Source organism: Streptomyces sp. NPDC055955 (assembly GCF_042270245.1).
Taxonomy (GTDB): domain Bacteria; phylum Actinomycetota; class Actinomycetes; order Streptomycetales; family Streptomycetaceae; genus Streptomyces.
In genome coordinates this window covers 329,673-354,093 of the sequence record NZ_JBHJYS010000002.1, presented here as the reverse complement: position 1 = coordinate 354,093, position 24,421 = coordinate 329,673, and the positions used below count along the sequence as shown (strand labels likewise).

Here is a 24,421-nt window from a genome sequence, read left to right as displayed (position 1 = left end):
GCCGGGGTTCCATGAGCGCGGGATGCTGCCCCGGTTCCTGGATGAAGGCGGGCCTCAGGTCGCCCGGATCGACCGGTTCTCCTTGAGCCGGCTGTAGATGCGCTCCGGCGTCAGGGGCAGTGCGCGGAAGCGGACGCCGGTGGCGTCGTGGAGCGCGTTCGCCAGTGCGGGGGCCACCGGGTTGATGCAGCATTCCGCCATACCCTTCGACCCCATGGGGCCGAAGGAATCCGCCGACTTCACCAGGAGCAGTTCCGTGCGCGGGACGTCGGCGTAGGTGGGGATGCGGTAGTTGCGCAGATTCGGGTTGGCCATGGCTCCGCCCGCGTCGACCTGGTAGTTCTCGGTCAGCGCGAAGCCGATGCCCTGGGCCACCCCGCCCTCCACCTGACCCCGGACCTGCGCCGGGTTGATCACGACGGCCGCGTCGGTGGCCTGAACGCTGTGGAGGATGCGGATCTCGCCCGTCACCTGGTGCACCGCGATCTTGAAGCCCTGCGTGTTGGACACGACGCTTCGAGGCGACCCGTAGGCCTTGCGCGCGGCGGTGAACCGGATTCCGCGCGCGCGGGCCAGCGCGACGAGTTCGGCCAGCGGCACGTGCTGGTCCCCGCAGACGACCTCCCCGTCGCCCAACGAGCACATGACCACGTGGACGCCGGTGCGCGCGGCGGCGAATTCGAGGATGCGGTCGCGTACGGCGTTGGCCGCCCGGAGCACGGCGTTGCCCGCCACGAAGAGTCCCGCGCTCGCGAACGCGCCGGTGTCGAATCCCGTGCGGTCGGTGTCCGACTGCACGAGGCGAATGCGCGAAGGCGTCGTCCCCAGTTGGTTGGCCGCGATCTGGACGTGCGCGGTCGACGTGCCCTCGCCGAACTCGACCGTGCCGACGGCCAGTTCGTACACGAGGTCGTCGCCGAGCGTGACCCAGGCCTCGGAGAGGTGCTCGGTCGGGGGCGCGGTCTCGTGCAGGGAACTCGCGACCCCGGTCCCCACCAGCCAACCGGGTCCGGGCGGCGGGTCGTTGCCCGTACGGGCCAGGGCGTGACCCACGAGATCGATGCACTTGCCGAGACCGTCCTCGTTGAACATCACGTCGTCGGGGCCGTCGTGCAGGGCGACGAGCGGGTCGCCCGGCCGTACGATGTTGCGCCGTCGCAGTTCGAGCGGGTCGAGGTGCAGGGCGCGGGCCAGTTCGTCCATCGCCGATTCCACGGCGAACGCCGGCTGCGTCATCCCGTAACCGCGCAGCGCGCCGCTCGGCACGGTGTTGGTGTAGACGGAGTACCCGTCGTACTTCTTGTTGGGGCATCGGTAGATCATGACGGCGGCACCGCCCGCGTACAGGGTCTCGCCGCCGTGGTTGCCGTAGGCGCCCGTGTTCGACACATTGCGGACCTGGAGGGACGTCAGCGTGCCGTCCGCCTTCGCGCCGAGTCTGACCGTCAGCTTCATCGGGTGCCGCGGCGAAGCCGTCGTGAACTCCTCCTCGCGGGTGTACTCGAAGCAGACGGGCCGCCCGGTGTCCAGGGCGGCGAGCGCCGCCAGGTCCTCCGAGATGACCTCCTGCTTGCCGCCGAATCCGCCACCGACCCGCTTGCAGAACACGCGGAGCTGGTCCGGGCGCAGCGCGAAGAGATGCGCGAGCTTGACCTTCGCGATCGACGGCGACTGCGAACTGGTGCGCACGTTCAACCGGCCGTTCTCCACCCAGGCGATGGAGCCGTGCGTCTCGAGATGCGCGTGCTGCACACGGGGTGACGTATACGTTCCTTCATGGATCACGTCCGCCTCGGCGAACCCCGCTTCGACGTCACCGATGTCCGAATGGATCTCCAGCAGGATGTTGTGGGCGCAATCGCGGACGAACGGGTCGTCCGTACGGTGCAGTTGGGGAGCACCGTCGGCCATCGCGGCCTCGGGGTCGAACACCGCCGGCAGCTCCTCGTACTCCACCTCGACCCTTCGGCAGCCCTCCTCCGCCGCGCCGACCGTGTCGGCCACGACCGCGGCGACGCGCTGGCCTCTGAAGCGGACCGTGTCGTCGAGGATGTAGGTGTCGTCCGGATCGACGAGGTGGTCGGTGTGGATCGCCGTGGAGAACCGCCTGCGCGGCACGTCCTGCCAGGTGTAGACGCGATGGACGCCCGGCACCGCCAGCGCGGCACTTTTGTCGATCGACACGATCCGTGCGTGCGCGTACGGCGAGTGCACCACTTTGAGGTGCAGCAGCCCTTCGATGTGGGTGTCCATCGTGAACTCGGCGCGCCCGGTCACCACGTCGTCGCCCGCCGGCGCGCCGACGCTCGTCCCGACGGCCTTTCCCGGCGCGGCGGCCTCGATGCCGACGACGCCCTTCACCGCGTCCTCGGTGGCCCGGTAGCCGGTGCAGCGGCAGAGGTTGCCCTTCAGCGCGCGAGGCAGATCCGCCTTCTGCGCCTCGGTGAAGGTCGCCGAGGTCATGATCATCCCCGCGGTGCAGAAACCGCACTGGAACCCCGGCGCATCACGGAACTGCCGCTGCACGGGATGCAGCCGACCCGGCGACCCGAGCCCCTCGATCGTGGTCACCTCATGGCCCTGCGCGCGGAACGCGGGAGTGATGCAACTGTGCACCGGATTGCCGTCCAGCCACACCGTGCACGCGCCGCAATCGCCCGCGTCGCACCCCTTCTTGACGCCGGTGTGCCCGAGCGAGCGCAGGAAAGTCCGCAGGCACTGCCCGGCGCCCGGCTCCTCGTCGAAACTCCTGCCGTTCACGACGTACGTCATGGCAGGTCACCGGCCGACAGTTCGCGCCGAATCTCTTCGGCGAAGTGCTTCGTCAGATGGCGGCGGTGATCCGGGGTCCCATTGGCATCCGCGAACCAGAGGCCGGCGGGGACGGCGTCGATGCTCTGCCGCAGCGTCGAGGCATCGGGCATGGCACTGAACGCCATGCGCACAGGCCGTGTCGTGCCGGCGGTGACGGTGAGCAACAGGTCGCTCGTGCCCGGTGTCTGCGTACCGACGAGGAAGACCGTCGAGCGGCCGAGACGGGTCAGTGTGAAACGGCGGTGTACGGCGCGTTTCCTCAGGGCGTGGACCGGAATGTCGATGCGCCGCAGGATCTCGCCGGGGCCGAGCACGTTCTCATGGTCGCCGGTCACGAAGTCGAGAGCGTCGACGGTGCGCGGGGACCCGTCGGGGGCCCACAGCTCGTAGCGGGCCTCCAGCGCGACCGTCAGCGTGATCATGGGGCCGGCGGGCAGAGAAAGGCAGATATTTCCGCCGACGGTCGCGGAATTCCATACCTTGAACGAGGACAAGAAGGCTTCGCAGCTTTTCGAGAAAAGAGCGCCCGCGATCCAGTCCTTCGGATAAGCAAAGGAATAGAGCTCGCGAATGGTGCACGTCGCACCGATCTCGAGCCCCGCGTGGCTCGGAACGAGGGGATCCCAGCCCAACGCCGTCAGGTCGACCAGTCGACGCAGGTCCGGCTGCTCCACGGAGAAGAGCCACGTACCACCCGCGAGCCACGCGTCGCCCTCACGCCAGTCCGCACCGGGCCGGTCGAGCGGGCGCCGGACGACTTCCGTGATGGTGTTGAGGTCCATGGGCGACTGACCTCTCGCGCGGTGATCGTGCGACGGACATCCCCCGAGCGTCGTGAGAATTCAAGTGTCGTCGGAATTCCCTGTGAACTAGACTACGCCGTATGGGTATCCGTGCAAGCGGCACTGCCACCGTCGTGACCTCCCAGAAGGTACGGGAAGGTTTCGATGAGGAGTACGACCGGTGGCAGGAGAAGGTGAACCGGGCCGTTCGGGACTTCGACGGATTCGAGGGGACGGAAACCTATCCCCCCGGATTGGGCGAGGAACACGAATGGGTCGTGGTGTTCCGCTTCGCCGGCACGGACCAGCTCGCCGCGTGGCTGGATTCGACCGCACGCCGGGACCTACTGGCCGAAGGCCGTGGGCTGCTGGACGGCGCCCCGACCCATGAGGTCCTCGCCGGCGGCCGCATCGACGAGCCCGACCGGGTAAAGGGGGTCACGGCCGTCATCTCTCACGACGTGCGTTCGGGCAGGGAAGAGGAATTCGAGCGCTGGCAGGAAAAGGTACTTAAAGAGCAGGAGAAATTCCCCGGCTTCATGGGAACCGAATTCTTCCGGCCCGTCGAGGGAATCCAGGACCATTGGGTGGTCGTTTTCCGCTACGACACCCGTGAACATCTGGACGCCTGGCTGGACTCAAGCCGCAGGGAACAGCTCCTGAAAGAAGGCCGTGAGTACTTCGCGTCCTACGACGTCCGCAAGGTGGGGACGGCGTTCGGCGGCTGGTTCCGATTCGGCTCGGACGAGGGCGAGGAGGTCCCACCCAACTGGAAACAGGCCATGACCGTCGTGCTGGCGCTCTATCCCACCGTCATGGTCCTGAATCTGACCGTCGGTCATGAATTCAACGTCCTGGGCATCCCCGGATACCTCGGCCTGTTCTTCAGCAACATACTGAGCGTCAGCATTCTGACCTGGCTGCTCATGCCCCTCGTGAACCGCGCCCTGGCCTTCTGGCTCCGCCCCGGCCGGACCCGCACCGTGAGCGTCGACGTGGCGGGCGCCGCACTCGTGGCCCTGTGCTGGGGTCTGACCATCCTCATCTTCGCCCTGACGACGGGCTGACGCCCGCGTTCCTTCCCGGGGGACAGGGGACAGGGGACAGGGGACAGGGGACAGGGGGCCGGGTGGGGCCTGTCACGCTCATTCGGCGAACTCTCGCCGACGATGTTCCGGGCAGTGATCCACTTCTGGATCCGCCTCAGACGGAGACGGCGTTCCCCAGCCGGCAAACACACGGGCTCGACATCGCGTGGTCGTGGTCACGGTCGACGTCGCGGTGGCGGTCGCGGTGACGGCGACCGGGACCAAGGCGTGCCGCGGAGGCCGGGCGTAGCCTGGAATGCAGACGTTCCCGTACTGGGCAGGTCGCATGGCCACGATGCACGCATCATGCGAGACCGGTCATCAGAACCCTTTCGACACGACCACAGCAGCGATGATCGTGCTGGATGCGCAGGGGCGAGTGACCGGCTGGAATCCTGGAGCCCGCAATCTCTACGGCGCCGACACCCGAGAAGTGCTCGGTCGCCCGGTGAGCGAGGTGCTGCGGGACGTTCGGACCCCGAGTGACACGCTGCACGGCTTCGAGGCAGCGGGGGTGACGGCGTCCGGGAACGCCCGGACCGAGCGACGCACCGTTCGACGCCCGGACGGGGCGCTCGTGGAGTCCGTCCTGCGCGTCTTTCCGGTGGAGCAGGACCGAGGGAGACCGGCCTGGGTCGTGATGGCGGCGGCGAGCGACCGCTATCAGGAGTGGGTGACCGACCAGTCCATGCTGTCCGGGCTCTTCACACAGGCTCCCGTGGGGCTCAGCGTCTACGGCCCCGACGCCCACCTCAACTGGGCCAACGACGTCGTGCAGCAGGTCATGGGCTGGCACGCCGGTGCATGGGAGGGCCAAGCCAACAGCGTGCTCTATCCGCACGGCACCATCCTGTCCCCTCCGGGTTACCACGAGACCGAGGAAGTACTGGAGGAAGTGCTGCGCACCGGCCAAGCCGTGCTCGACGTCCACTGGCGCGGCCCCACCCCCGCCACCTGCGCGTACCACCGGGTCTACTCGTGCTCGTACTTCCGCCTGCAGGACGAGGCGGGCCACCCCCTCGGCGTCTGCGAGGCGTCCGTCGATGTCACCGATCGCTACGAGGCACAGACGCGCCTGGCACTGCTCAGCCGGGCCAGCGGGATCGGCACCACGCTCGACGTCGCGAAAACGGCGGAGGAACTCGCCGGGCTCGTGGTCCCGGATCTCGCCGACTCCGTACGCATCGAGGTCGCGGACTCGGTCCTGGCCGGCGAAGTGGCCCCGCCCTCCACCTCCGGCGCGCCGACGGGACTGCGGCTCATGGCGGAGCGCACCAGGAGCGCCCCGTCCGTCGCGCACAGTGACGCGCTGCTGGGTGTCATCGACAGTGGGCAGACGACCGGGCAGCAACGCCTGCTGGCCGTGCCGCTGCTCCTGGGTGGCACCACACTCGGCACGGTCACCCTCCTGCGGCAGCCGCCCCGTGCACCGTTCGCCGAAGAGGACCGCGCCCTCGCCGAAGAACTGGCATCGCGCACCGCCGTGTGCGTGGACAACGCACGCCGCTACGTCCGCGAGCACACCACCGCACTGAAACTGCAGCGCGACCTCCTCCCGCGAGAACTGCCGCAGCCGAGTGGCATCGAGCTCGCGCACCGCTACATCCCCACCACCGGCCCGCTCGGAGTCGGCGGCGACTGGTACGACGTGATTCCGCTGTCGGGCGCCCGCGTCGGCCTGGTGGTCGGCGACGTGGTGGGGCACGGGGTGGACGCCGCGGCCACCATGGGACGGCTGCGCACGAGCGTGAGGGCGCTTGCCGCCCTGGACCTGCCACCGGACGAACTCCTGACCCGGCTGGACGACTTGGTGGGTCAGGCACGAGTCGGCATCCACCGGACGCCCGGCGAAGAGGGGACGGACAGGGCGCTCGGGGCGACCTGCCTCTACGCCGTGTACGACCCCACCTCCCGCACCTGCGCGATGGCCGGCGCGGGCCACCTCCCGCCGGTCGCCACCGGCCGCGGGCCAGGCGCCCGGCAGGCCGAACCGCTCGACCTGCCCACCGGCCCCCCGCTGGGCGTCGGCGGGCTGCCCTTCGAGAGCGTGGAGTTCGAGTTCGCCGAGGGCACGGTGCTCGCCCTGTTCACCGACGGAATCGTCAAGGCGCGCGGCCGCGACGTGGACGAGGGAATCGCGGACTTGTGCGGCGCCCTGGACGCCTCGGCCGGATCCCTGCAGAAAGCGTGCGACGAGGTCGTCTCCCTGTGTGCCCAGGGATGCGCCGACGACGATGCCGCGCTGCTGCTGGTGCGCGTCCACGCCTTCCCCGTCGACAGCGTGGCCACCTGGGATGTCGCCTCCGACCCGGCCGAAGTGGCCAAAGTCCGGGCACTCGTCCGGGAGAAGCTGGAGGACTGGGGGCTGCACGAGGCGACGTTCGTCTTGGAACTGGTCGTGAGCGAACTCGTCACCAACGCCATCCGACACGGCCGCCCCCCTGTCTCCCTGCGCCTGCTCCGGGACGTCGACCGCACACTGATCTGCGAGATCTCGGACGGGCGCCACACCTCTCCACATCTCCGCAACGCCGGCGAAGAGGACGAAGGAGGGCGGGGCCTCTTCCTGGTGGCGCAGCTGACCACCATGTGGGGCACGCGCTACGACCGCCAGGGCAAGACGATCTGGGCCGAGATCGGACTGGGGCAGGACGTACCGCTGGACCTGTTCCCGGAGCCGTGAGTTCGGTCCCTCGCCCGGCCAGGGGTGCGCAGCCCTCTGCGTGGTGCAGGCCCCACGCCTGACGACATCGTGACGCGAGTCAAGGCGACGGAGTACGTCCGCGAAAGGGTGGTCGTCCGCTCCCCCGAACACGCCGCACACGAGGACGAGTTGCCACCGATCGCCCGGTCCGGGATGAGTACCCAGGCATGCCGCAGCACGGGTGATGTGGAGGAGGTGTGTGTGGCGGACGTCGTGTGATCGTTCGTATAAACGTGCGTGTTAGCCTGCCCGCGGTCGCGATCGCACGCATACGGGGGAGGCGCGGTGGGCTCGGACGGCTACCAGGTCAAGGCGGGTATGACCGGCCAGGCCCAGCAACTCGACGACGCCGGGACGGACATGGACGGCGTCAGCTCGGCGGTCAAGTCCCGCACGAGTTACTCGTACGACGATGTCGGCGGCGACGACGCCGCGTCGGCGCTGAACGCGTTCGTCAAGGCCTGGGAGGCGGAGGCCAAGACACTCGCGTCGGCGTTGCACGAACTTGGCAGCAAGGTGCAGTTGGCCAAGAAGACGTACCACGGCACCGACGGCCTGGTGAAGACGCGCGCGGACAGTGTCCCCGTCGCCGGCGCGAGCAGCCTCACCGACACCGCGACGCAGGGCGGGCGCGCCTCGGCCCTGTCGGGTTACTGAGGGACGGGCCGGTGTCTTTCTTCACTTCTCCCCTCAACTCTCCTTCTTTCCGCCTCGCGTGGCTCGCCGGGCTGTCCAAGAAGATCCTCGGCGCCGGAAGCAAGAACGAGCTGCTCGACCTGCTCGACGATGCCCTCTCGGTGCCTGAACCGGGCGGCGACCAGGGCGTGTTGGAGGGTCTGGCAAGTCTCTACCGCGGCCAGCTCGACCAGGTCGGCAGTGTCTTCGATCAGGTCGACCGGGTGGCCCGCAAGGGTCTTCCGGAGGTGTGGGTCGGCGACACGAGCGTCCTCGCCTCCGACGTGGTGAACGCCGCCGGGCGGTCCGTGACCCAGATGAGCGAGGCGTTCCAGGGGTGCGCGTCGGTGCTGCTGACGCTGGCCGACGCGATCGGTGCCGCGCAGCGCAAGGACGAGCAGGGGCGCGGTCAGCTGCTGGAGCAGAAGAAGATGCTCGGCGGCAAGGACGGTTTCTTCGACGACCTGCACGAGAACGACGAGGAGGAGTGGGACCGCAAGAACGCCGCCCACTTCGGCTCGTACGCGGTCGACCTGATGCACGCCGCCGTCTCCGACGCCCAGGAGGCCACCCGTGTCGCGGCCCGGGACCTGAACAAGTGGGCCGCCGAGGCACGGGCCGGGAAGATGGAGACCAGCGAACTCACCGCAGTCGACAAGCTGATGCTCGCCGACACCGGCGTCGCGGGCGCCGACACCGAGCTGAACGAGATCCTCACGGCCGGGGACCTGGCGCGCGCGTCGACCCGCATGGACCAGCTGAACCTCGACGACGAGACCGCCATGGAGCGGATGCTGGCGAAGTCGGACAGCCCGCAGGAGCGGGCCTACCTGATGAAGGCGCTGGCCGCCGGCCACAGCGTCGCCGAGATAGAGACGTTCCAGGGCAAGATCCACGGCAAGGACCCCGACTGGCTGCGCCGGCACCTGACTCCCGTGGTCACCGAAGCCGACAGCATGAACGACGAGGGCCTGGCACCGGACGGCTCCAACAACAACAAGGACTACGTCACCTTCGACGGCCAGCGGTGGATCCAGGGCGGCGACGGCTCCGAGGGCACGTGCGTGGCCTCGTCCACCGTCACCTCCCGGGCCATGGTCGACCCCCTCTACGCGCTCGACCTCACCGGCGGCCCCGACGGACAGCAGGACGACCCCGATGCCTTCAAGCAGCGCCTGGTGGCCGAACAGCACAGGCTGCACACCGAGGGCGACGGCGGCAAGAACTGGGGCGGCATGGGGCCCGAGGGGCAGGAACGGATCAACGACACCGCCGTCGGCAGCGCCACCGGCACCGACTACCAGCGCCAGGACCTGAACAGTGCCGACGACCGCAGGGCGGTCCTCACCGAAGTCGAGAAGTCGGTGGCGGAGGGGCGTCCGGTGCCGGTCGACGTCTCGGGCAAGGAGGGCGCCCACGCGATGACCATCATTGCCCAGGAGGGTGACAAGCTTCAGGTGTACAACCCCTGGGGTCAGACCACCTGGGTCAGCGAGGACGACTTCATCAACGGCCACATGGGCAAGGCTTCCACCAGTGATCTCCCCAATGCGTACAGCGTCTATCTTCCGCGGTAGCGGGGGCGGTGCCGTGATCGCGGCGACCGCGCTCCTCGCTCTCGCCACGGGCTGCGGCTCGGGCACCGGCGAACCGGCCGGCGGTTCCACGAGCACCGCGAGCCACCCGTCGGGCGCCACGCGCCACTCGGTGAAGGACACCAGCATCACGGCCGAGCCGGGCGAGCGCTTCACGCTCACCGTCGACCAGAACGCCTCCACCCGCGAGTACTGGTATCTGGTCGACCCCGAGCCCGACAGCTCGGTGCTGGTCAGCCGCGGCCGGGACTACGCGTCGGACTCCGGCGACGAACCGGCGGCCGGCGCCGGCGGCAGACTCACCTTCACCTTCGAGGCCAAGGGCAAAGGGTCCACCCGGTTCACGCTGCTGCACTGCACCTTCACCACCTGCCAGGGCAACACCTCCACCCGGCCCCCCGAAACAACGGGACCCTCCGCCGGCCCGACCACGGGGACGGCCACCCCCTCCAAAGCTCCCGAGCGCATCACCTACACCGTCACCGTCGACTGAGCCGCAGCGGACCGGTCAGATGAGACGAGACACCCGAGGCCCCGCCATGAACGACGACGCCCCGTACCCCCCTGACCGCACGGACGACGAGCTGGCCCAGCTCGACATCACCGTCCTGCTGCGTTACGGCCTCACGGCCCCGCCCGGCACCCGGCGCACCGCCCTGTTCGGCGACGGCGCCGCGGCCGCAGCGGTCGTCCTCGACCGCCTCGGCACCGAGCCGCGTTCCGTCGCCTTCCTCGCCGACACCGTGCGCGCCGGCGGACTCGCCCGCGCCGCGGAGCTGCCCGAGCCCCTGCCCCGCCGGGAGGCGGCCGTCCTCGCGCAGGACTGGCTGCGGGCCGGCACCGAACTCGCGGGCGGCATCGCCGCCGACGACACCGCGGCCGATTGGCTGCGCGCCGTCGCGACCATCATCGAACTGAAGCAGCTGACCCGGGCGCGGGGCCGGAACACGTGATCTGAGCGCCCGATCCGCGTGCGGCGGCGGGCGAGGGGCCACCGGGCGGCTGCCTGCCGTGAGTTGGACGGAGAAGACCCGTCCCGCCCCCGAACTCGGCGCGGGACGAGCCCCTTCGAGTCCGACGCGTGCCGGTGTAGAGTGCAGCAGGCCCTTGACCTGCAAAAAGCGGGCAGGGAGCGAATTTCGGGAGTGCTGAATGCTGCGCACCATGTTCAAGTCCAAGATCCACCGCGCCACCGTCACCCAGGCCGACCTGCACTACGTCGGGTCCGTCACCATCGACCGTGACCTTCTCGACGCCGCAGACCTGCTGCCCGGCGAGCTCGTTCACATCGTCGACATCGACAACGGCGCCCGCCTGGAGACGTACGTCATCGAGGGTGAGCGGGGGAGCGGTGTCATCGGGATCAACGGGGCCGCGGCCCATCTCGTGCATCCCGGGGACCTCGTGATCATCATCAGTTACGCTCAGGTCGACGACGCCGAGGCGCGTGCGCTGCGGCCCCAGGTCGTGCACGTGGACCGGGAGAACCGGATCGTGGCCCTGGGCGCCGACCCGTCCGAGCCGGTTCCCGGCGGGGACACGGAGCGCAGCCCCCAAGCGGTGCCGGCGGCCAGCGGCTGACCGTCCCGCAGCAGACGCGAGGAGACCCCCATGAGCGACATCGAGATCCGCGACGAACGGGACAAGGGTCTCCTCGTGGCCGGTGCGGCGGGAGAGCCCGAAGGCGCCGTCTTCGGGTACATCGAGTACTTCGTCCTCGACACACCCGAGAGGGCCCTCGTGCCGGTGCACACCGTCGTGGAGCACGAGTACGAGGGCCGGGGCATCGCGGGATCGATGGCCCGTGAGCTGTACGCCATCGCCGCCCGCGAGAGCGTCGCCGTCGCGCCCCTGTGCCCGTTCGTGGTGGAGTGGGCCGCGCGTCACCCCGGAGAGGCCCCCGTCGCCTCGCCCGAGCTGATGGACGCCGCGCGGCGCGCGCTCGCCGACGACCCGTCGAAGTGGTGACCGCATGAGCCTCGCTCTTCTGCACACCTCACCGGTCCACGTCCCGGTCTTCGACGCCCTGCGCGACAGCGACCACCCCGGCCTCGCCCTGGTCCACCTCGTGGACGAGAGTCTGCTGGAACGGGCCAGGGACGCCGGGCCCGACGCCGTCGAGGACGACGTGCGCGCCCTGCTCGAAACCGCCGTGGCCGACGGGGCGGACGCCGTGCTCTGCACCTGCTCGACCATCGGTGGCGTCGCCGAGGCCCAGTCCGCCGTCGTCGGCGTCCCCGTCCTGCGCGTGGACCGGCCGATGGCCGCCGCCGCGGTCGAGGCGGGACGGACCGTCGCCGTGGTCGCCGCGCTGGAGAGCACCATCGCGCCGACCGTCGCTCTCGTCGAGGAGGAGGCCGCCCGCGCCGGCCGCCCCGTCGACGTACGCACGGTGCTGGTGGCAGGGGCCTGGGAGCGTTTCGAGGCCGGTGACAGGGACGGTTACCGGGACCTCGTGGCCGCCGCCGTGGACGCCCTCACCGAGGTCGACGTCGTCGTGCTCGCCCAGGCCTCCATGGCGCCCGCCGCCGACCGGACCACCGCGACGGTCCCCGTCCTCGCCAGTCCCCGCCCCGGCTTGCGCGCGGCGGCGGACAACACGGCCTACGCTGAGCCGAGTCCGTACCGAGAGACACCGGCTTGAGCGGAACGAGGAGAGCCAGATGGCCCAGGACGAGACCGGCACCGACGTCGTGATCAGCCCCACGGGCTGGGTCGCCGAGCAGGCGCGCCTCTACGAGGAGTCCGGCGGCACGGAGGGCACCACGATCCCGGGCCCGATGAGCGCGCCCTGCCTGTTGCTCGACTACCAGGGGCGTCGCACCGGGCAGTGGCGCCGCACGGTCCTGATCTACGACCGTGACGGCGACGACTACCTGATCGTCGCCTCGAAGGGCGGCGCCGACCAGCACCCCGAGTGGTACCTGAATCTGGAGGCCAACCCGGACGTGCGGCTGCGCGTCGAGACGGAGCGGTTCACCGCGCGCGCCGAGACCCTCTCCCCGGAGGAAAAGGCCAGGGTGTGGCCCCACCTCGTGGAGATCTTCGCCCCGTACGCGGACTACCAGAAGAAGACCGACCGGGACATTCCCGTCGTACGCCTCACTCGTACCAAGGGCTGAGGAGCCGGCCGGGGCGGTGTGTGGACCCGGCGGGCGTGGGCACGCGTGCCGGGAGACAGTGGCAGGGACCGGCCGCGTCCCCTCTGGAGCGCGGTCGGCCTCCGACCCCCCAGGAGGAATCGATGACGCATCCCTTCCCCGATCCCGTCACCCCGCCGACGCCGGGGCCCGACGTCCCCGATCCCGGGCCGTTCCCGGCCCCGGTCCCGACGCCTCCGTCGCCCGGCCCGGGTCCCACGCCGCGGCCCTCGCCGCCTCCGCCGTCCCCGGGCCCGCCGAACCCCGACCCGGATCCGGCGCCGCCCGAGCCGGAGCCTTCACCCATTTGACGTCCCCCTGCCCGAGGGCAGGGAATTCCGGTCCGTACTGCTACGCCGTACCACCTTGGGTTCCTGTTTCACGGGCCTCTGCCGACCGGTGAGGGCCGGTCCTGCAAGGCCTCCGCAGAGCTGACTTCCGCCCGTCCGGAGGCAGGTCCGACAACTCCGTTGTCGGACAAGGCGATCCTGGCCGTGCCACTGCGCCCCGGCCCCTCCGGGCCGCAACGGGCCGGATGCCCTACGCCTCCACCCTGAAGGGCGGAGGCGTAGGGCACATGTTCGGCAGCGGCAAGGCCTTATGCCGACACCTCGGACCGGTCGCCGCCCCACAGCGTGTGGAACGCGCCCTCGCGGTCCGTGCGGCGGTAGGTGTGGGCGCCGAAGAAGTCCCGCTGGCCCTGCGTGAGCGCGGCCGGGAGGCGGTCGGCGCGCAGCGCGTCGTAGTACGCGAGTGCGGCGGCGAAGCCGGGTGCGGGGACGCCCTCGACCGTCGCGGCGACCAGGACGGCACGCCAGTCGTCCTGCGCCGCGCCGATCTCCTGCGCGAACGTCTTGTCCGCCAGGAGGCTCGGCAGGTCGGGCCGGGCGTCGTACGCGGCGGTGATCCGGTCCAGGAACGCGGCCCGGATGATGCAGCCGCCGCGCCAGATCGAGGCGACGGCACCCAGGTCGATGTCCCAGCCGTACGCCTCGCTGCCCGCCGCGATCTCGTGGAAGCCCTGCGTGTACGACACGATCTTCGACGCGTACAGGGCCTGCTCGACCCGGTCGGCGAACGCCGCCGCCTCCGGCTCGCTCAGTGCCGTCGGCGTCGGGCCCGCCAGGTCCTTCGAGGCGGCGCGCAGGTCCGCGTGGCCGGAGAGCGAGCGCGCGAAGACGGCCTCGGCGATGCCCGACACCGGGACGCCCAGGTCGAGGGCGATCTGCACCGTCCAGCGTCCCGTGCCCTTCTGCTCCGCCTCGTCGACGACGACGTCCACGAAGGGCTTGCCCGTCGCGGCGTCCACGTGCGACAGGACCTCGGCCGTGATCTCGATCAGATACGAGTCGAGCCGGCCCGTGTTCCACTTCCGGAAGATGTCGGCGATCTGCGCGGGGGAGTAGCCCGCCACGTCGCGCAGGAGCTGGTAGGCCTCGCCGATGAGCTGCATGTCGGCGTACTCGATGCCGTTGTGGACCATCTTCACGAAGTGGCCGGCGCCGTCCGGGCCCACGTGCGTCACGCACGGGGCGCCGTCCTTGGCCTTCGCGGAGATCTTCTCCAGCATGGGGCCGAGCGCCGCGTACGACTCCTTGCTGCCGCCCGGCATGATGCTCGGCCCGTTCAGCGCGCCCTCCTCGCCGCCGGAGACGCCCGTACCGACGAAGTGGATGCCGCGCTCACGCAGTTCGCGCTCGCGGCGCCGGGTGTCCGCGAAGTGCGCGTTACCGCCGTCGACGATCATGTCGCCGGGCTCCAGGAGCGGCGCGAACTCCTCAATCACCGCGTCCGTGGGGTCACCGGCCTTGACCATGATCACCAGGCGGCGCGGCCGTTCCAGCGCCGCCACGAACTCCTCCGCGGTCTCGGTGGGGACGAACTCGCCCTCGCCGCCGAACTCCGCCACGAGGTCGTGCGTGCGGGACGCGGTGCGGTTGTGCAGGGCGACCGTGTAGCCGTTCCTGGCGAAGTTCCGGGCGAGATTGCGCCCCATGACAGCGAGCCCCGTGACACCGATCTGGGCTGACTTGCTCATGCCTGTCGCTCCTGACGTAGGGAGGTGATCGTTCTTGTTCATTTGTAGCGCGGTGAGGCGTACCGTGACGCTGCGACGCCCTGTCGAGCCCGCAGGACGCGCTGCGGAAGCCGACGGATGTCTCTACGGAGAAGGAGCTGCCCGTGCCTCATTTCGACCTGCCGCTCGACGAACTGCGGTCCTACCGGCCGACGTTGCCGCAGCCCGAGGACTTCGACGCGTTCTGGGAGAAGACCCTGGCCGAGGCGCGTGAGTACGACCTCGACGCGCGCTTCGTCCCGGTCGACGTGCCGCTGTCCGCGGTGGACGTCTTCGATGTTACGTACGCCGGGTTCGGCGGGCATCCGGTCAAGGGCTGGCTCGTCCTGCCGGCGGGGACGGCCGGGCCGCTGCCCGCGGTCGTCGAGTACATCGGGTACGGAGGCGGGCGCGGCCTGCCCCACACGAACCTGATGTGGGCCGCGGCCGGCTTCGCGCACTTCATCATGGACACCCGCGGCCAGGGCTCCGGCGGCCGGGTGGGCGACACCCCCGACCCCGTCGGCAGCGGACCCGCGCACTCCGGCTTCATGACGCGCGGCATCGAGGACCCGCACGAGTACTTCTACCGGCGCGTCTTCACCGACGCCGTGCGCGCCGTCGAGGCGGCCCGTTCGCACCCCCTGGTCGACGCGTCGCGCGTGGCCGCCCTCGGCGGCAGCCAGGGCGGCGGCATCACGATCGCGGTCGGCGGCCTCGTGCCCGACCTCGTCGCCATCGCACCCGACGTGCCGTTCCTGTGCCAGTTCCCCCGCGCGGCCACCCTCACCGAACGCCACCCGTACCGCGAGATAGCCCTGTACCTGAAGGCGCACATAGGCGCCGACGAGCAGGTCTTCCGCACGCTGTCCTATTTCGACGGCGTGCACTTCGCGGCGCGCGGCACCGCGCCCGCCCTCTTCTCCGTGGCGCTGGAGGACCAGACCTGCCCGCCCTCCACGGTCTTCGCAGCGTTCAACTCCTACGCCGGCCAGGACAAGAAGATCGAGGTGTACTCCTTCAACGACCACGAGGGCGGCGGTCCCTTCCAGCAGGCCGCCCAACTCGACTGGCTGCCCGCGCGGTTGCGCGGCTGATCCGCGAACTGCGCCTGGAAAACGCCCCCTTGGCCCCTCTTGGCGGCCCGTGTCGACCCTGTGCGGGTCTTGTCACGAGTGTGCCGGAGCGGCTAGCTTGCCGCTTCTGACGTGTGTCTGAGGGGGCTTCCATGGCCGTACGCGGTCGGCATCGCCGGTATCAGCCGAACCGGATCAACCGGGCGTCGCTCACCGTCACGGCGGGCAGCGCGGGGATGGCGATCCCACTCATCGGCGCGGGCCCGGCGCACGCCGCCGACGCGGACACCTGGAACAAGGTCGCGGCCTGCGAGTCGAGCGGCAACTGGAGCATCAACTCCGGCAACGGCTACTTCGGCGGGCTCCAGTTCACGCAGTCCACCTGGGAGGCGTACGGCGGCACCGCCTACGCGGCTCGCGCCGACCGCGCCACCAGGAACCAGCAGATCGCCGTCGCCGAGAAAGTCCTCGACGGGCAGGGTCCCGGCGCCTGGCCGGACTGCTCGGCCCGCGCCGGCCTCACCCGCGACGGCGACACCCCCGGACCGCACACCGAAACCGTCCGCCAAAAGCCCCAGCGGACCGTGAAAGACGTCAAGCCCGAGGTCACACCCCAGTCGACGGCGGGCACGGCCCAGATGTACACGGTGATCGGCGGCGACACCCTTTCCGGCATCGCCGACGCCCGCGAAGTACCGGGCGGCTGGCGGACGTTGTACGAGGACAACCGCCGCACCATCGGCTCGGACCCCGACCTCATCCTCCCGGGACAGCGGCTCGTCCTGCACCCGTCGGCGAAGCCCGGCGGTCCGACCGCCCCGCAGAAGCGCGAACGGCACGCCGAGAAGCCCACCCAGAAACACGAGAAGACCGGCAGCAGGAGCGACCAGAAACGGGACACCGCCCCCGCCGAGAAGACCGGTACGGCCACCGCCACCCGGCCACGGACCGAGAAGCCGGTCACGTCCCACGACGTCACCGCCCCCGTCTCGGCCAGCATCGGCACCCCCTACCACGCCGCCGGTTCCTCCTGGTCGAAGGGCTACCACACGGGCGTCGACTTCGCCGTGTCCACCGGAACCACCGTCAAGGCCATCGCCGCGGGCCACGTCGTCTCCGCGGGCTGGGGCGGCCCTTACGGGTACGAGGTCGTGATCCGGCACGCGGACGGCAAGTACAGCCAGTACGGCCATCTCTCGGCGCTCAGCGTGAAGGCGGGACAGCGGGTCGTGGCCGGCCAGCGCATCGCCCGCTCCGGCTCCACCGGCAACAGCACGGGCCCGCATCTGCACTTCGAGGTGCGGACGGGGCCCGGCTTCGGTTCCGACATCGACCCGCTGGCGTATCTGCGGGCGCACGGCGTCAGGATTTGATGCGTTCGTCGCGAGGGCTGTACCACTCGTCATAGGGGCCGGCCTTGCCCTTCCGGCCTCGGGGACCGGCCTCCAGCGCGGGCGCCTCGACGCGCCGGACCAGCGGCTCGCCGTCGGTGAGGACGCGCGGTGACGTGGGCGCGGGCTGAGAGGGCAGCGCAGCGACGACCGACTCGCCGGCCACCTTGCGCGACCCGCTGATCCGCTCCGTCGTCAGCAGGATCAGGCCGCCCGCGGCGACGACACCGCACGCGAGCGCGAGGACGGTCCCCGTCGTGCCGTACCGGAACGACTCGCCGAACAGGGTGAGACCGACCGCCGCCGCGACCACCGGGTTCACGACGGTCACCGTGGCGAGCGGAGCCGCGAGCCCCGCACCGCGGTACGACGCCTGGGACAAAAGCATCCCGGACGTGGCGAGCGCCGCTATCACCAGGAAGCTCGAGAACTGGGCGAACGTCCCGTCCTCCGCCCACTCCACCGCCACGGACTTCGTGAACACGGATGCGATGCCGAACGCGACACCGGCCCCGCCCGCGAGCAGGATGCTGCGCACGACGGGGTGCCGGTGCACGGCATGGGCGAGCATCATCAGAGCGAGGACCGTACCGGCCGTCACGAGAGCGACCATCAGCCGCTCCGCGCCTTCGAGGGACTGCTCGGACGCCGACCCCGTGAGAGAGAGCAGACCGGCCAGACCCACCGCGGCCATGATCGCACCACGCCAGGCAGTCGCCCCGGCCTTGCGATGCACGAAGAGCGCCGCCATCGGCAGCGCGAACACGATCGTCAGCGCGCCCAAGGGCTGGACCAAGCTCAGCGGACCGTACGCCAAGGCCGCCACATGCAGGAGCGCGCCCAGACCGTTGAGCGCCACCGCGCACCACCACGCCGGGCGGCGCAGCGGCGCGTACGCGTGCTGGGGCGTGGAGACCGCGACCCGCTCCTGGAGGATCGCGCCGCCCGCGTACGCGACCGCGGAGACGAGGGAGAGGAGCACGGCCAGCGTGAGTGCGCTCATCGGCCGCTCCTCACAGTGCGGCAGCGCATCCCGTGGCGCGGCGAACGGTCGGTTTCCATACCTCTACGATCTCTCTTTCCGGCGCCCACGTCGTCGTACCTGAGCACGCATTGGGTCCTACTGCCGATGGAGTACGACCCGCCCCGAGGTCTCCACCCGGTGGGGGACACGAGGTGCACCCCGCCCGTGACCTGCGGACGCCTACTTGCTGTACTGAGGCCGTGACAGCCCACATCGACCTGCGCGAACTCGGTTCCCTCGGCGGTTTCTTCGCTCTGCGCGACAAGAAGGACGAGGAGAGTGATCTACCGACGCTGGCGCGCGCCTATCAGAGCGGCGCACCGGTCCGCGACCCTCTCGCGTACCGCGTCGAGAAGGTCGCGCGGGCACTCTCCGTGCCCGAACCACGCGTCGCCGTGTCCGTCACCCAACTCGGACTCGCGGCGCGCCTGTGGTCGCTGTCACTCGGCAGCGCCGCCCTCTTCGAGCGCGTCCCGGACCTCGACCCCGCGCTGCTGCACTGGAACCCCGACGCCAGTGCGCCCGACGACCTGTTCCTCGCCGGTACCGGACAGCTCCCCGCCGACAGCACACACATCGCGGAGCTCGTACTCGACCGCCACCTGGCACCGCTGTCGGCCGCACTGCGCGCCCGCTACCGCGTAGCGGCCCCGCTGCTGCGCGGCAACGCCGGATCCGCGCTCACCGGCGCGTCCCGCGAGATCAGCCGCTGGGCGCGCCGCGCGGGGCGCCCCGACGTCGCCGCCCGCGCCCGCCTCCTGACCACGGAACTCTTCGAGGACCCCCGCCTCGCCGCGACCGGCACCCGCACCGGCACCGCCTTCCGCCGCACGAGCTGCTGCCTCATCTACCGCACCCCGGGCGGCGGCCTCTGCGGCGACTGCTGCTTCGAGCGGCCGCCGCAGCACTCTTCCCCACCGGCCGCTTCTGAGTGACCATGAAGGTGCGCGGCCGGGCACGCTACGGACGACGGGGGTGCTGCATGAGAGTGGGGCTGCTGACCCGGGAGTACCCGCCGGACGTCTACGGCGGCGCGGGCGTCCATGTCGAGTTCCTCGCAAGGGAGTTACGCTCCCTCGTCGACCTCGATGTGCACACCTGGGGCGAGGGCGGAGCCGAGGGGCTGCGCAGGCACCGCGCCTGGCAGGCGCTCGACGGGGCGAACGACGCCCTGCGCACCTTCTCCGTGGACCTGTCCATCGCCGCCGCGCTCGAAGGCCGCGAACTCGTCCACTCCCACACCTGGTACGCCAATCTGGCGGGCCATCTGGGCAAGCTGCTCCACGGCGTCCCGCACATCGTGACCGCGCACTCGCTCGAACCGCTGCGCCCCTGGAAGGCCGAGCAACTCGGGGGCGGATACGCCCTGTCGAGCTGGGCCGAGCGCACCGCCGTGGAGGCGGCCGACGCGGTCATCGCCGTCTCAGGAGCCATGCGCGACGACATCCTGGCCTGCTATCCGGCGATCGACCCGGCGAGGGTCCGCGTCGTCCACAACGGCATCGACTCCGCCCTCTACCGTCCCGACCCCGCCACGGACGTCCTCGCCCGCATCGGTGTCGACCAGGAGCGCCCGTACATCGTCTTCGTCGGACGCATCACCCGGCAGAAGGGCGTTCCCCATCTGCTGAGGGCGGCCAAGGAGTTGGACCCGTCGGCGCAGCTGGTCCTGTGCGCAGGGGCCCCCGACACTCCTGCCATCGGGCGTGAATTCCGCACCCTCGTGGACGAGTTGCGCACCCTGAGGAACGGTGTCCACTGGATCCCGCAGATGCTGCCCCGCACCGAGGTGGTCCAACTCCTCACTCACGCGAGGGCGTTCGTGTGCCCATCGGTGTACGAACCCCTCGGCATCGTGAACCTGGAGGCGATGGCGTGCGGCACCGCGGTCGTTGCCTCCGCCGTCGGCGGCATCCCCGAGGTCGTCGCCGACGGGACGACCGGCCTTCTCGTGCCCTACGAGGAGCGGGATCCGCGGGCGTTCGAGAGCGGGCTCGCGCAGGCCCTGAACCGGCTGGTGGCCGACCCCGCGGAGGCGTCGCGCATGGGCGCCGCCGGACGTGAGCGCTCGGAGCGCGAGTTCGGCTGGGACACCGTGGCCCGGCGCACGGTCGATGTGTACGACGAGATCCTCAAGGCGAAGTAGTCCGTCCAGAAGGTGAAGTAGTCCGTCAACAAGGCCAATTGGATCCTCAAGGCGAAGCTGGGGGCTGGGATGCGCGGTGGACCTTCGGTGCTCGGGATCGTACTGGCGGGCGGGGAGGGCAAGCGCCTGCTGCCACTCACCGCCGACCGGGCGAAACCGGCGGTCACCTTCGGCGGCACGTACCGCCTCGTCGACTTCGTCCTGTCCAACCTCGTCAACGCCGACATCCTGCGCATCTGCGTCCTGACCCAGTACAAGTCGCACTCGCTCGACCGGCACGTCACGACGACCTGGCGCATGTCGAGCCTGCTCGGCAACTACGTCACGCCCGTCCCGGCCCAGCAGCGCCTCGGCCCGCGCTGGTACCTCGGCAGCGCGGACGCCATTCTCCAGTCCCTGAATCTGGTTCAGGACGAACAGCCCGACTACATAGCGGTGTTCGGCGCCGATCACGTCTATCGCATGGATCCGCGGCAGATGCTCCAGCAGCACATCGAGAGCGGCGCGGGTGTCACGGTGGCGGGCATCCGTGTACCCCGTGTGGACGCCTCGTCGTTCGGGATCATCACGCCGGCCGGTGACGGCACGCGCGTGGACCGGTTCCTGGAGAAGCCTGCCGACCCGCCGGGCATCCCCGGCTCGCCGCATCAGGTGTTCGCCTCCATGGGCAACTACGTCTTCACCACGAAGACACTCATCGACGCGTTGCAGCAGGATTCCGAGACGCCCGACTCGGTGCATGACATGGGTGGTTCGATCCTGCCGATGCTCACCGAGCGCGGCGTCGCCCAGCTCTACGACTTCGACGGCAACCACGTCCCCGGTGAGACGCCCCACGAGCACGGCTACTGGCGGGACGTCGGCACCCTCGACGCGTACTACGAGGCTCACCTCGACCTGCTCTCGGACAAGCCCGCCTTCAACCTCGACAACCGGCGCTGGCCCATCTACACGCACCCCGGGCAGCTGCCGCCCGCGAAGTTCTGTGCGGGCGGCATCGCGGGCCAGTCGATCGTCAGCCCGGGCTGCGTGATCCGCGGCCAGGTGACGCGTTCCGTCCTGTCGCCGGGCGTGACCGTCGAGGAGGGCGCCGTCGTCCAGGGTTCGGTCCTGCACGACAACGTCCGGATCGGCCGGGGTGCCGTGGTGCGTGGAGCCGTACTCGACAAGAACGTGGACGTCCCGCCCGGTGCGACCATCGGCGTCAATCCGGAGCGGGACGCCGAGCTGTACACCGTGTCGAAGGGCGGGGTGATCGCGCTGGGCAAGGGCCGACAGGTCCTGGCCTGAACGTCCCTGACATCGCGTCGGCGGGTGCCTGTGCCGTGCCTCGGCCGCAGGCTCCCGCTGTCATGTCCCTTGACGAGTACACGCAAGCGACAGAAGAATGACCGCGCTGCGATTTGACAACGTTGTCTATGACTCGAGGAGGCGGTCTCGCCATGAGATGGACCCAACGGCTGCGCGGAGCGGGGACGGCGGTGGCGGCGGCCGCGCTCCTGGGTGGTGCGCTCGCCGTGCCCTCGGCCCAGGCGGCCGCGGCCTCCGACGAGGGCCGGCTCACCGATCTGGTCAACCCGTTCATCGGCACCGAGAACGAGGGCAATACCTACCCGGGCGCGGCCGTGCCCTTCGGCATGGTGCAGTTCTCGCCCGACACGGGGCACAACACGGGCTACGACTACTCCCAGAACCACATCCGCGGCTTCTCCACCGTGCACCTGTCCGGCGTCGGCTGCGGCCTCGGCGGCGACCTGCCGGTGCTGCCCACGACCGGCGACATCACGTCGACCGACTACGCGAAGTACGCGGCCGAGTTCAGCCACGACGACGAGAAGGCGAGCCCGGGCTCGTACAAGGTCGCCCTGAAGACGGGCATCGAGGCCGAGCTGACCGCGACGAAGCGGACGGGCGTGCAGCGCTACACGTTCCCCGCCACCGACAAGGCCAATGTCCTCATCAACGCCGGCCAGTCGCTGCACAAGACCCTGAACACCAAGGTCGAGATCCTCGACAACCGCACCGTCCGCACGGCCATCACGGGCAGTGGCTTCTGCCAGGACACCAAGCCGTACACGGTCTACACGATCACCCGTTTCGACCGGCCGTTCACGACCTCGGGCACGTGGAAGGGCGACGCGGTCACCGAGGGCTCGAAGGAGTCGACGGCCGGCGGTGAGCGCAGCGGCGCGTTCGTGCGCTTCGACACCTCCAAGGACCGCAGCGTCGAGGCGACCACGGCGATATCGTATGTCGACGCGAAGGGCGCGGCGCTCAACCTCCGTTCCGAGGGCGGCCGTTCCTACGACCGCGTCGAGCACGCCGCGCAGGCCGCGTGGGAGGACCGGCTCGACGACGTCGCGGCCCAGGGCGGCAGCGACACGCTCCGCCGCACCTTCTACTCGTCCCTGTACCGCTCGTTCCTCGCGCCGAACATCGGCAGCGACGTCGACGGCCGCTACACCGGCTGGGACCAGAAGATCCACCGGGCCAAGGGCTACACGTACTACCAGAACTGGTCCCTGTGGGACACCTACCGCACGCAGGCCCAGCTGCTTTCGCTGCTCGCGCCGAGTGAGTCCCGCGACATGGCGATCTCCGTCATCAAGATCGACGAGGAGAGCGGCTGGCTGCCCAAGTGGGGCTACGGCACGGTCGAGACGAACATCATGACCGGTGACCCGGTCACCCCGTTCTTGACCAACGCCTACCAGCAGCGTCTGCTCAAGGGCTACGAGGAGCAGGCGTACCGCGCGCTGAAGAAGAACGCCGACGGGGTCCCGCCCGCCGACTCCGCGCCGGTCGGCCGTGAGGCCAACAAGGAGTACATCGCGGACGGCTTCGCGCCGTACATCAAGGACCGCGCGCATGTGAAGCCGGGCGACTCCGACTACGACCACGGCGCCTCCGCGACCCTGGAGTACGCGCTGTCCGACGCGATGCTCGGTCAGATGGCGAAGGACCTGGGCCACAAGGACGACGCGGCACGGTACACGCAGCGGGCGCAGAACTACCGGAAGATCTTCGACAGTTCGACCGGCTTCTTCCGGGCGCGGGACGCGGCGGGCGCCTTCACCGGCCCGGCCGACCCCGCCCAGAGCGAGGGCTTCCACGAGGGCACGTCCTGGCAGTACCAGTGGCTCGTCCCGCAGGACCTGCCCGGCATGGTCGGCCTGATCGGCGGCACCAAGGCGGCCAACGACCGGCTCGACTCGTTCTTCGCGTACGACCAGCTGGTGCAGGACCCCGCGAAGACCGCCCGTGAGGTGTGGGTCAACGGTCCGTACGCCTACTACAACGCGGACAAGTACAACCCGCAGAACGAGCCCGACCTGATCGCGCCCTACACGTACCTCTCGACCGGTCAGCCCTGGAAGACGACCGACGTCGTGCACGCGGCGCTCACGCTCTTCACCGACGCCCCCACCGGCATGACCGGAAACGACGACCTCGGGACCATGTCCGCCTGGAACGTCCTGTCGTCGATCGGAATCTTCCCGGTCCAGCCCGGCACGGACACCTGGGGCCTGTCGACCCCGGTCTTCGAACGGGTGGACGTGACGCTCGACCGGCGCTACTACCCGAAGGGCCGCCTCACGGTGAAGGCTCCGGGGACGTCGGACTCGGCGCGGTACATCCAGTCGGCGCACACCGACGGAACCGCTTTGGGCAAGACGTATCTGACGACGGACGACATCCGAGGGCTGCGGGAGCTGTCCTTCACGGTCGGCGACAAGCCCTCCACCTGGGGCACTTCGGCGGACGCGGCGCCGCCGGCGCTGAAGTAGCGGCACCACACGCCCCACCCGCACCACGAGACCCGCCCCTTCATTGAAGGGGCGGGTCTTAATCTGTTGTTTACTGTGTGTAGCTTGATCGTACTTGACCGTAATCACCGGAGAGCGGTTGACTGCTTTTCCCCGTCGTCGA

The 24,421-nt window shown here is 70.1% G+C and carries 20 protein-coding genes; 16 read left to right on the top strand and 4 right to left on the bottom strand.

The genetic code is table 11. The annotated features are described in order from the left end of the window. Positions 1–54: 54 nt before the first annotated feature. Together ACFC96_RS04890 and ACFC96_RS04885 are read right to left on the bottom strand one after the other, a co-directional pair. On the bottom strand, positions 55–2,772 hold the full coding sequence (locus ACFC96_RS04890) for a molybdopterin-dependent oxidoreductase (RefSeq protein WP_376610254.1): 2,718 nt from the start codon (positions 2,770–2,772) through the stop codon (positions 55–57). Then, complete coding sequence (locus ACFC96_RS04885; protein ID WP_340457506.1) at positions 2,769–3,596, bottom strand: FAD binding domain-containing protein; 828 nt, start codon at positions 3,594–3,596, stop codon at positions 2,769–2,771. The genes ACFC96_RS04890 and ACFC96_RS04885 overlap by 4 nt, the downstream gene beginning before the upstream one ends. 194 nt (positions 3,597–3,790) lie before the next feature. Between ACFC96_RS04885 and ACFC96_RS04880 the strand changes: the two genes are divergently transcribed. From ACFC96_RS04880 to ACFC96_RS04835, 10 genes are all read left to right on the top strand, one after another. After that, positions 3,791–4,663 (top strand): antibiotic biosynthesis monooxygenase, encoded by an 873-nt coding sequence (locus ACFC96_RS04880; protein ID WP_376610252.1) that lies wholly within the window; start codon positions 3,791–3,793, stop codon positions 4,661–4,663. A 277-nt stretch (positions 4,664–4,940) separates the two neighbouring features. Beyond that, the gene (locus ACFC96_RS04875) at positions 4,941–7,367 is read left to right on the top strand and encodes a SpoIIE family protein phosphatase (protein WP_376610250.1); all 2,427 of its coding nucleotides are present in this window, start codon (positions 4,941–4,943) and stop codon (positions 7,365–7,367) included. A 306-nt stretch (positions 7,368–7,673) separates the two neighbouring features. Then, positions 7,674–8,045: a hypothetical protein gene (locus tag ACFC96_RS04870; protein ID WP_376254629.1), complete on the top strand. Its 372-nt coding sequence runs from the start codon at positions 7,674–7,676 to the stop codon at positions 8,043–8,045. Positions 8,046–8,056: 11 nt separating this feature from the next. Next, the gene (locus tag ACFC96_RS04865) at positions 8,057–9,640 is read left to right on the top strand and encodes a peptidoglycan-binding protein (protein ID WP_340457503.1); all 1,584 of its coding nucleotides are present in this window, start codon (positions 8,057–8,059) and stop codon (positions 9,638–9,640) included. A gap of 13 nt (positions 9,641–9,653) precedes the next feature. Beyond that, a complete protein-coding gene (locus ACFC96_RS04860) occupies positions 9,654–10,151 on the top strand; it encodes a protease inhibitor I42 family protein (protein ID WP_376610248.1) in 498 nt (165 codons plus the stop codon). A gap of 19 nt (positions 10,152–10,170) precedes the next feature. Next, on the top strand, positions 10,171–10,611 hold the full coding sequence (locus ACFC96_RS04855) for a hypothetical protein (RefSeq protein ID WP_376610247.1): 441 nt from the start codon (positions 10,171–10,173) through the stop codon (positions 10,609–10,611). A gap of 199 nt (positions 10,612–10,810) precedes the next feature. Continuing rightward, positions 10,811–11,239 carry an aspartate 1-decarboxylase gene (panD, locus tag ACFC96_RS04850; protein WP_376254618.1) on the top strand — a complete coding sequence of 143 codons (429 nt, stop codon included), beginning with the start codon at positions 10,811–10,813 and terminating at the stop codon, positions 11,237–11,239. 30 nt (positions 11,240–11,269) lie between these two features. Then, positions 11,270–11,626: a GNAT family N-acetyltransferase gene (locus ACFC96_RS04845; RefSeq protein ID WP_376610245.1), complete on the top strand. Its 357-nt coding sequence runs from the start codon at positions 11,270–11,272 to the stop codon at positions 11,624–11,626. 4 nt (positions 11,627–11,630) lie between these two features. Next, positions 11,631–12,302, top strand: a complete 672-nt coding sequence (locus ACFC96_RS04840; RefSeq protein WP_376610243.1) for an aspartate/glutamate racemase family protein — start codon at positions 11,631–11,633, stop codon at positions 12,300–12,302. Positions 12,303–12,321: 19 nt separating this feature from the next. After that, positions 12,322–12,780 (top strand): nitroreductase family deazaflavin-dependent oxidoreductase, encoded by a 459-nt coding sequence (locus ACFC96_RS04835; RefSeq protein ID WP_340457321.1) that lies wholly within the window; start codon positions 12,322–12,324, stop codon positions 12,778–12,780. A 616-nt stretch (positions 12,781–13,396) separates the two neighbouring features. Here the strand turns inward: ACFC96_RS04835 and gndA are convergent. Further along, positions 13,397–14,836 carry an NADP-dependent phosphogluconate dehydrogenase gene (gene gndA / locus ACFC96_RS04830; RefSeq protein ID WP_340457320.1) on the bottom strand — a complete coding sequence of 480 codons (1,440 nt, stop codon included), beginning with the start codon at positions 14,834–14,836 and terminating at the stop codon, positions 13,397–13,399. 143 nt (positions 14,837–14,979) lie between these two features. On the opposite strand from gndA, the gene ACFC96_RS04825 reads away from it, so the two are divergent. After that, a complete protein-coding gene (locus ACFC96_RS04825; protein ID WP_376610241.1) occupies positions 14,980–15,951 on the top strand; it encodes an acetylxylan esterase in 972 nt (323 codons plus the stop codon). A 131-nt stretch (positions 15,952–16,082) separates the two neighbouring features. Next, the gene (locus ACFC96_RS04820; protein WP_376610240.1) at positions 16,083–17,303 is read left to right on the top strand and encodes a transglycosylase family protein; all 1,221 of its coding nucleotides are present in this window, start codon (positions 16,083–16,085) and stop codon (positions 17,301–17,303) included. Here the strand turns inward: ACFC96_RS04820 and ACFC96_RS04815 are convergent. Beyond that, positions 17,293–18,324 carry a DMT family transporter gene (locus ACFC96_RS04815; RefSeq protein WP_376610238.1) on the bottom strand — a complete coding sequence of 344 codons (1,032 nt, stop codon included), beginning with the start codon at positions 18,322–18,324 and terminating at the stop codon, positions 17,293–17,295. The two genes, ACFC96_RS04820 and ACFC96_RS04815, sit on opposite strands and share 11 nt — an antisense overlap. Before the next feature lie 221 nt (positions 18,325–18,545). Between ACFC96_RS04815 and ACFC96_RS04810 the strand changes: the two genes are divergently transcribed. The 4 genes from ACFC96_RS04810 (at position 18,546) to ACFC96_RS04795 (ending at position 24,279) form a co-directional block, all read left to right on the top strand. Then, positions 18,546–19,280, top strand: a complete 735-nt coding sequence (locus ACFC96_RS04810; protein WP_376610236.1) for a (2Fe-2S)-binding protein — start codon at positions 18,546–18,548, stop codon at positions 19,278–19,280. 47 nt (positions 19,281–19,327) lie between these two features. Continuing rightward, a complete protein-coding gene (gene glgA / locus ACFC96_RS04805) occupies positions 19,328–20,491 on the top strand; it encodes a glycogen synthase (RefSeq protein WP_376254594.1) in 1,164 nt (387 codons plus the stop codon). 69 nt (positions 20,492–20,560) lie between these two features. After that, a complete protein-coding gene (gene glgC / locus ACFC96_RS04800; RefSeq protein ID WP_340457314.1) occupies positions 20,561–21,781 on the top strand; it encodes a glucose-1-phosphate adenylyltransferase in 1,221 nt (406 codons plus the stop codon). A gap of 152 nt (positions 21,782–21,933) precedes the next feature. Beyond that, entirely contained in the window at positions 21,934–24,279 is a 2,346-nt protein-coding gene (locus tag ACFC96_RS04795; RefSeq protein ID WP_376610234.1) for a GH92 family glycosyl hydrolase, read from the top strand. Positions 24,280–24,421 lie beyond the last annotated feature (142 nt).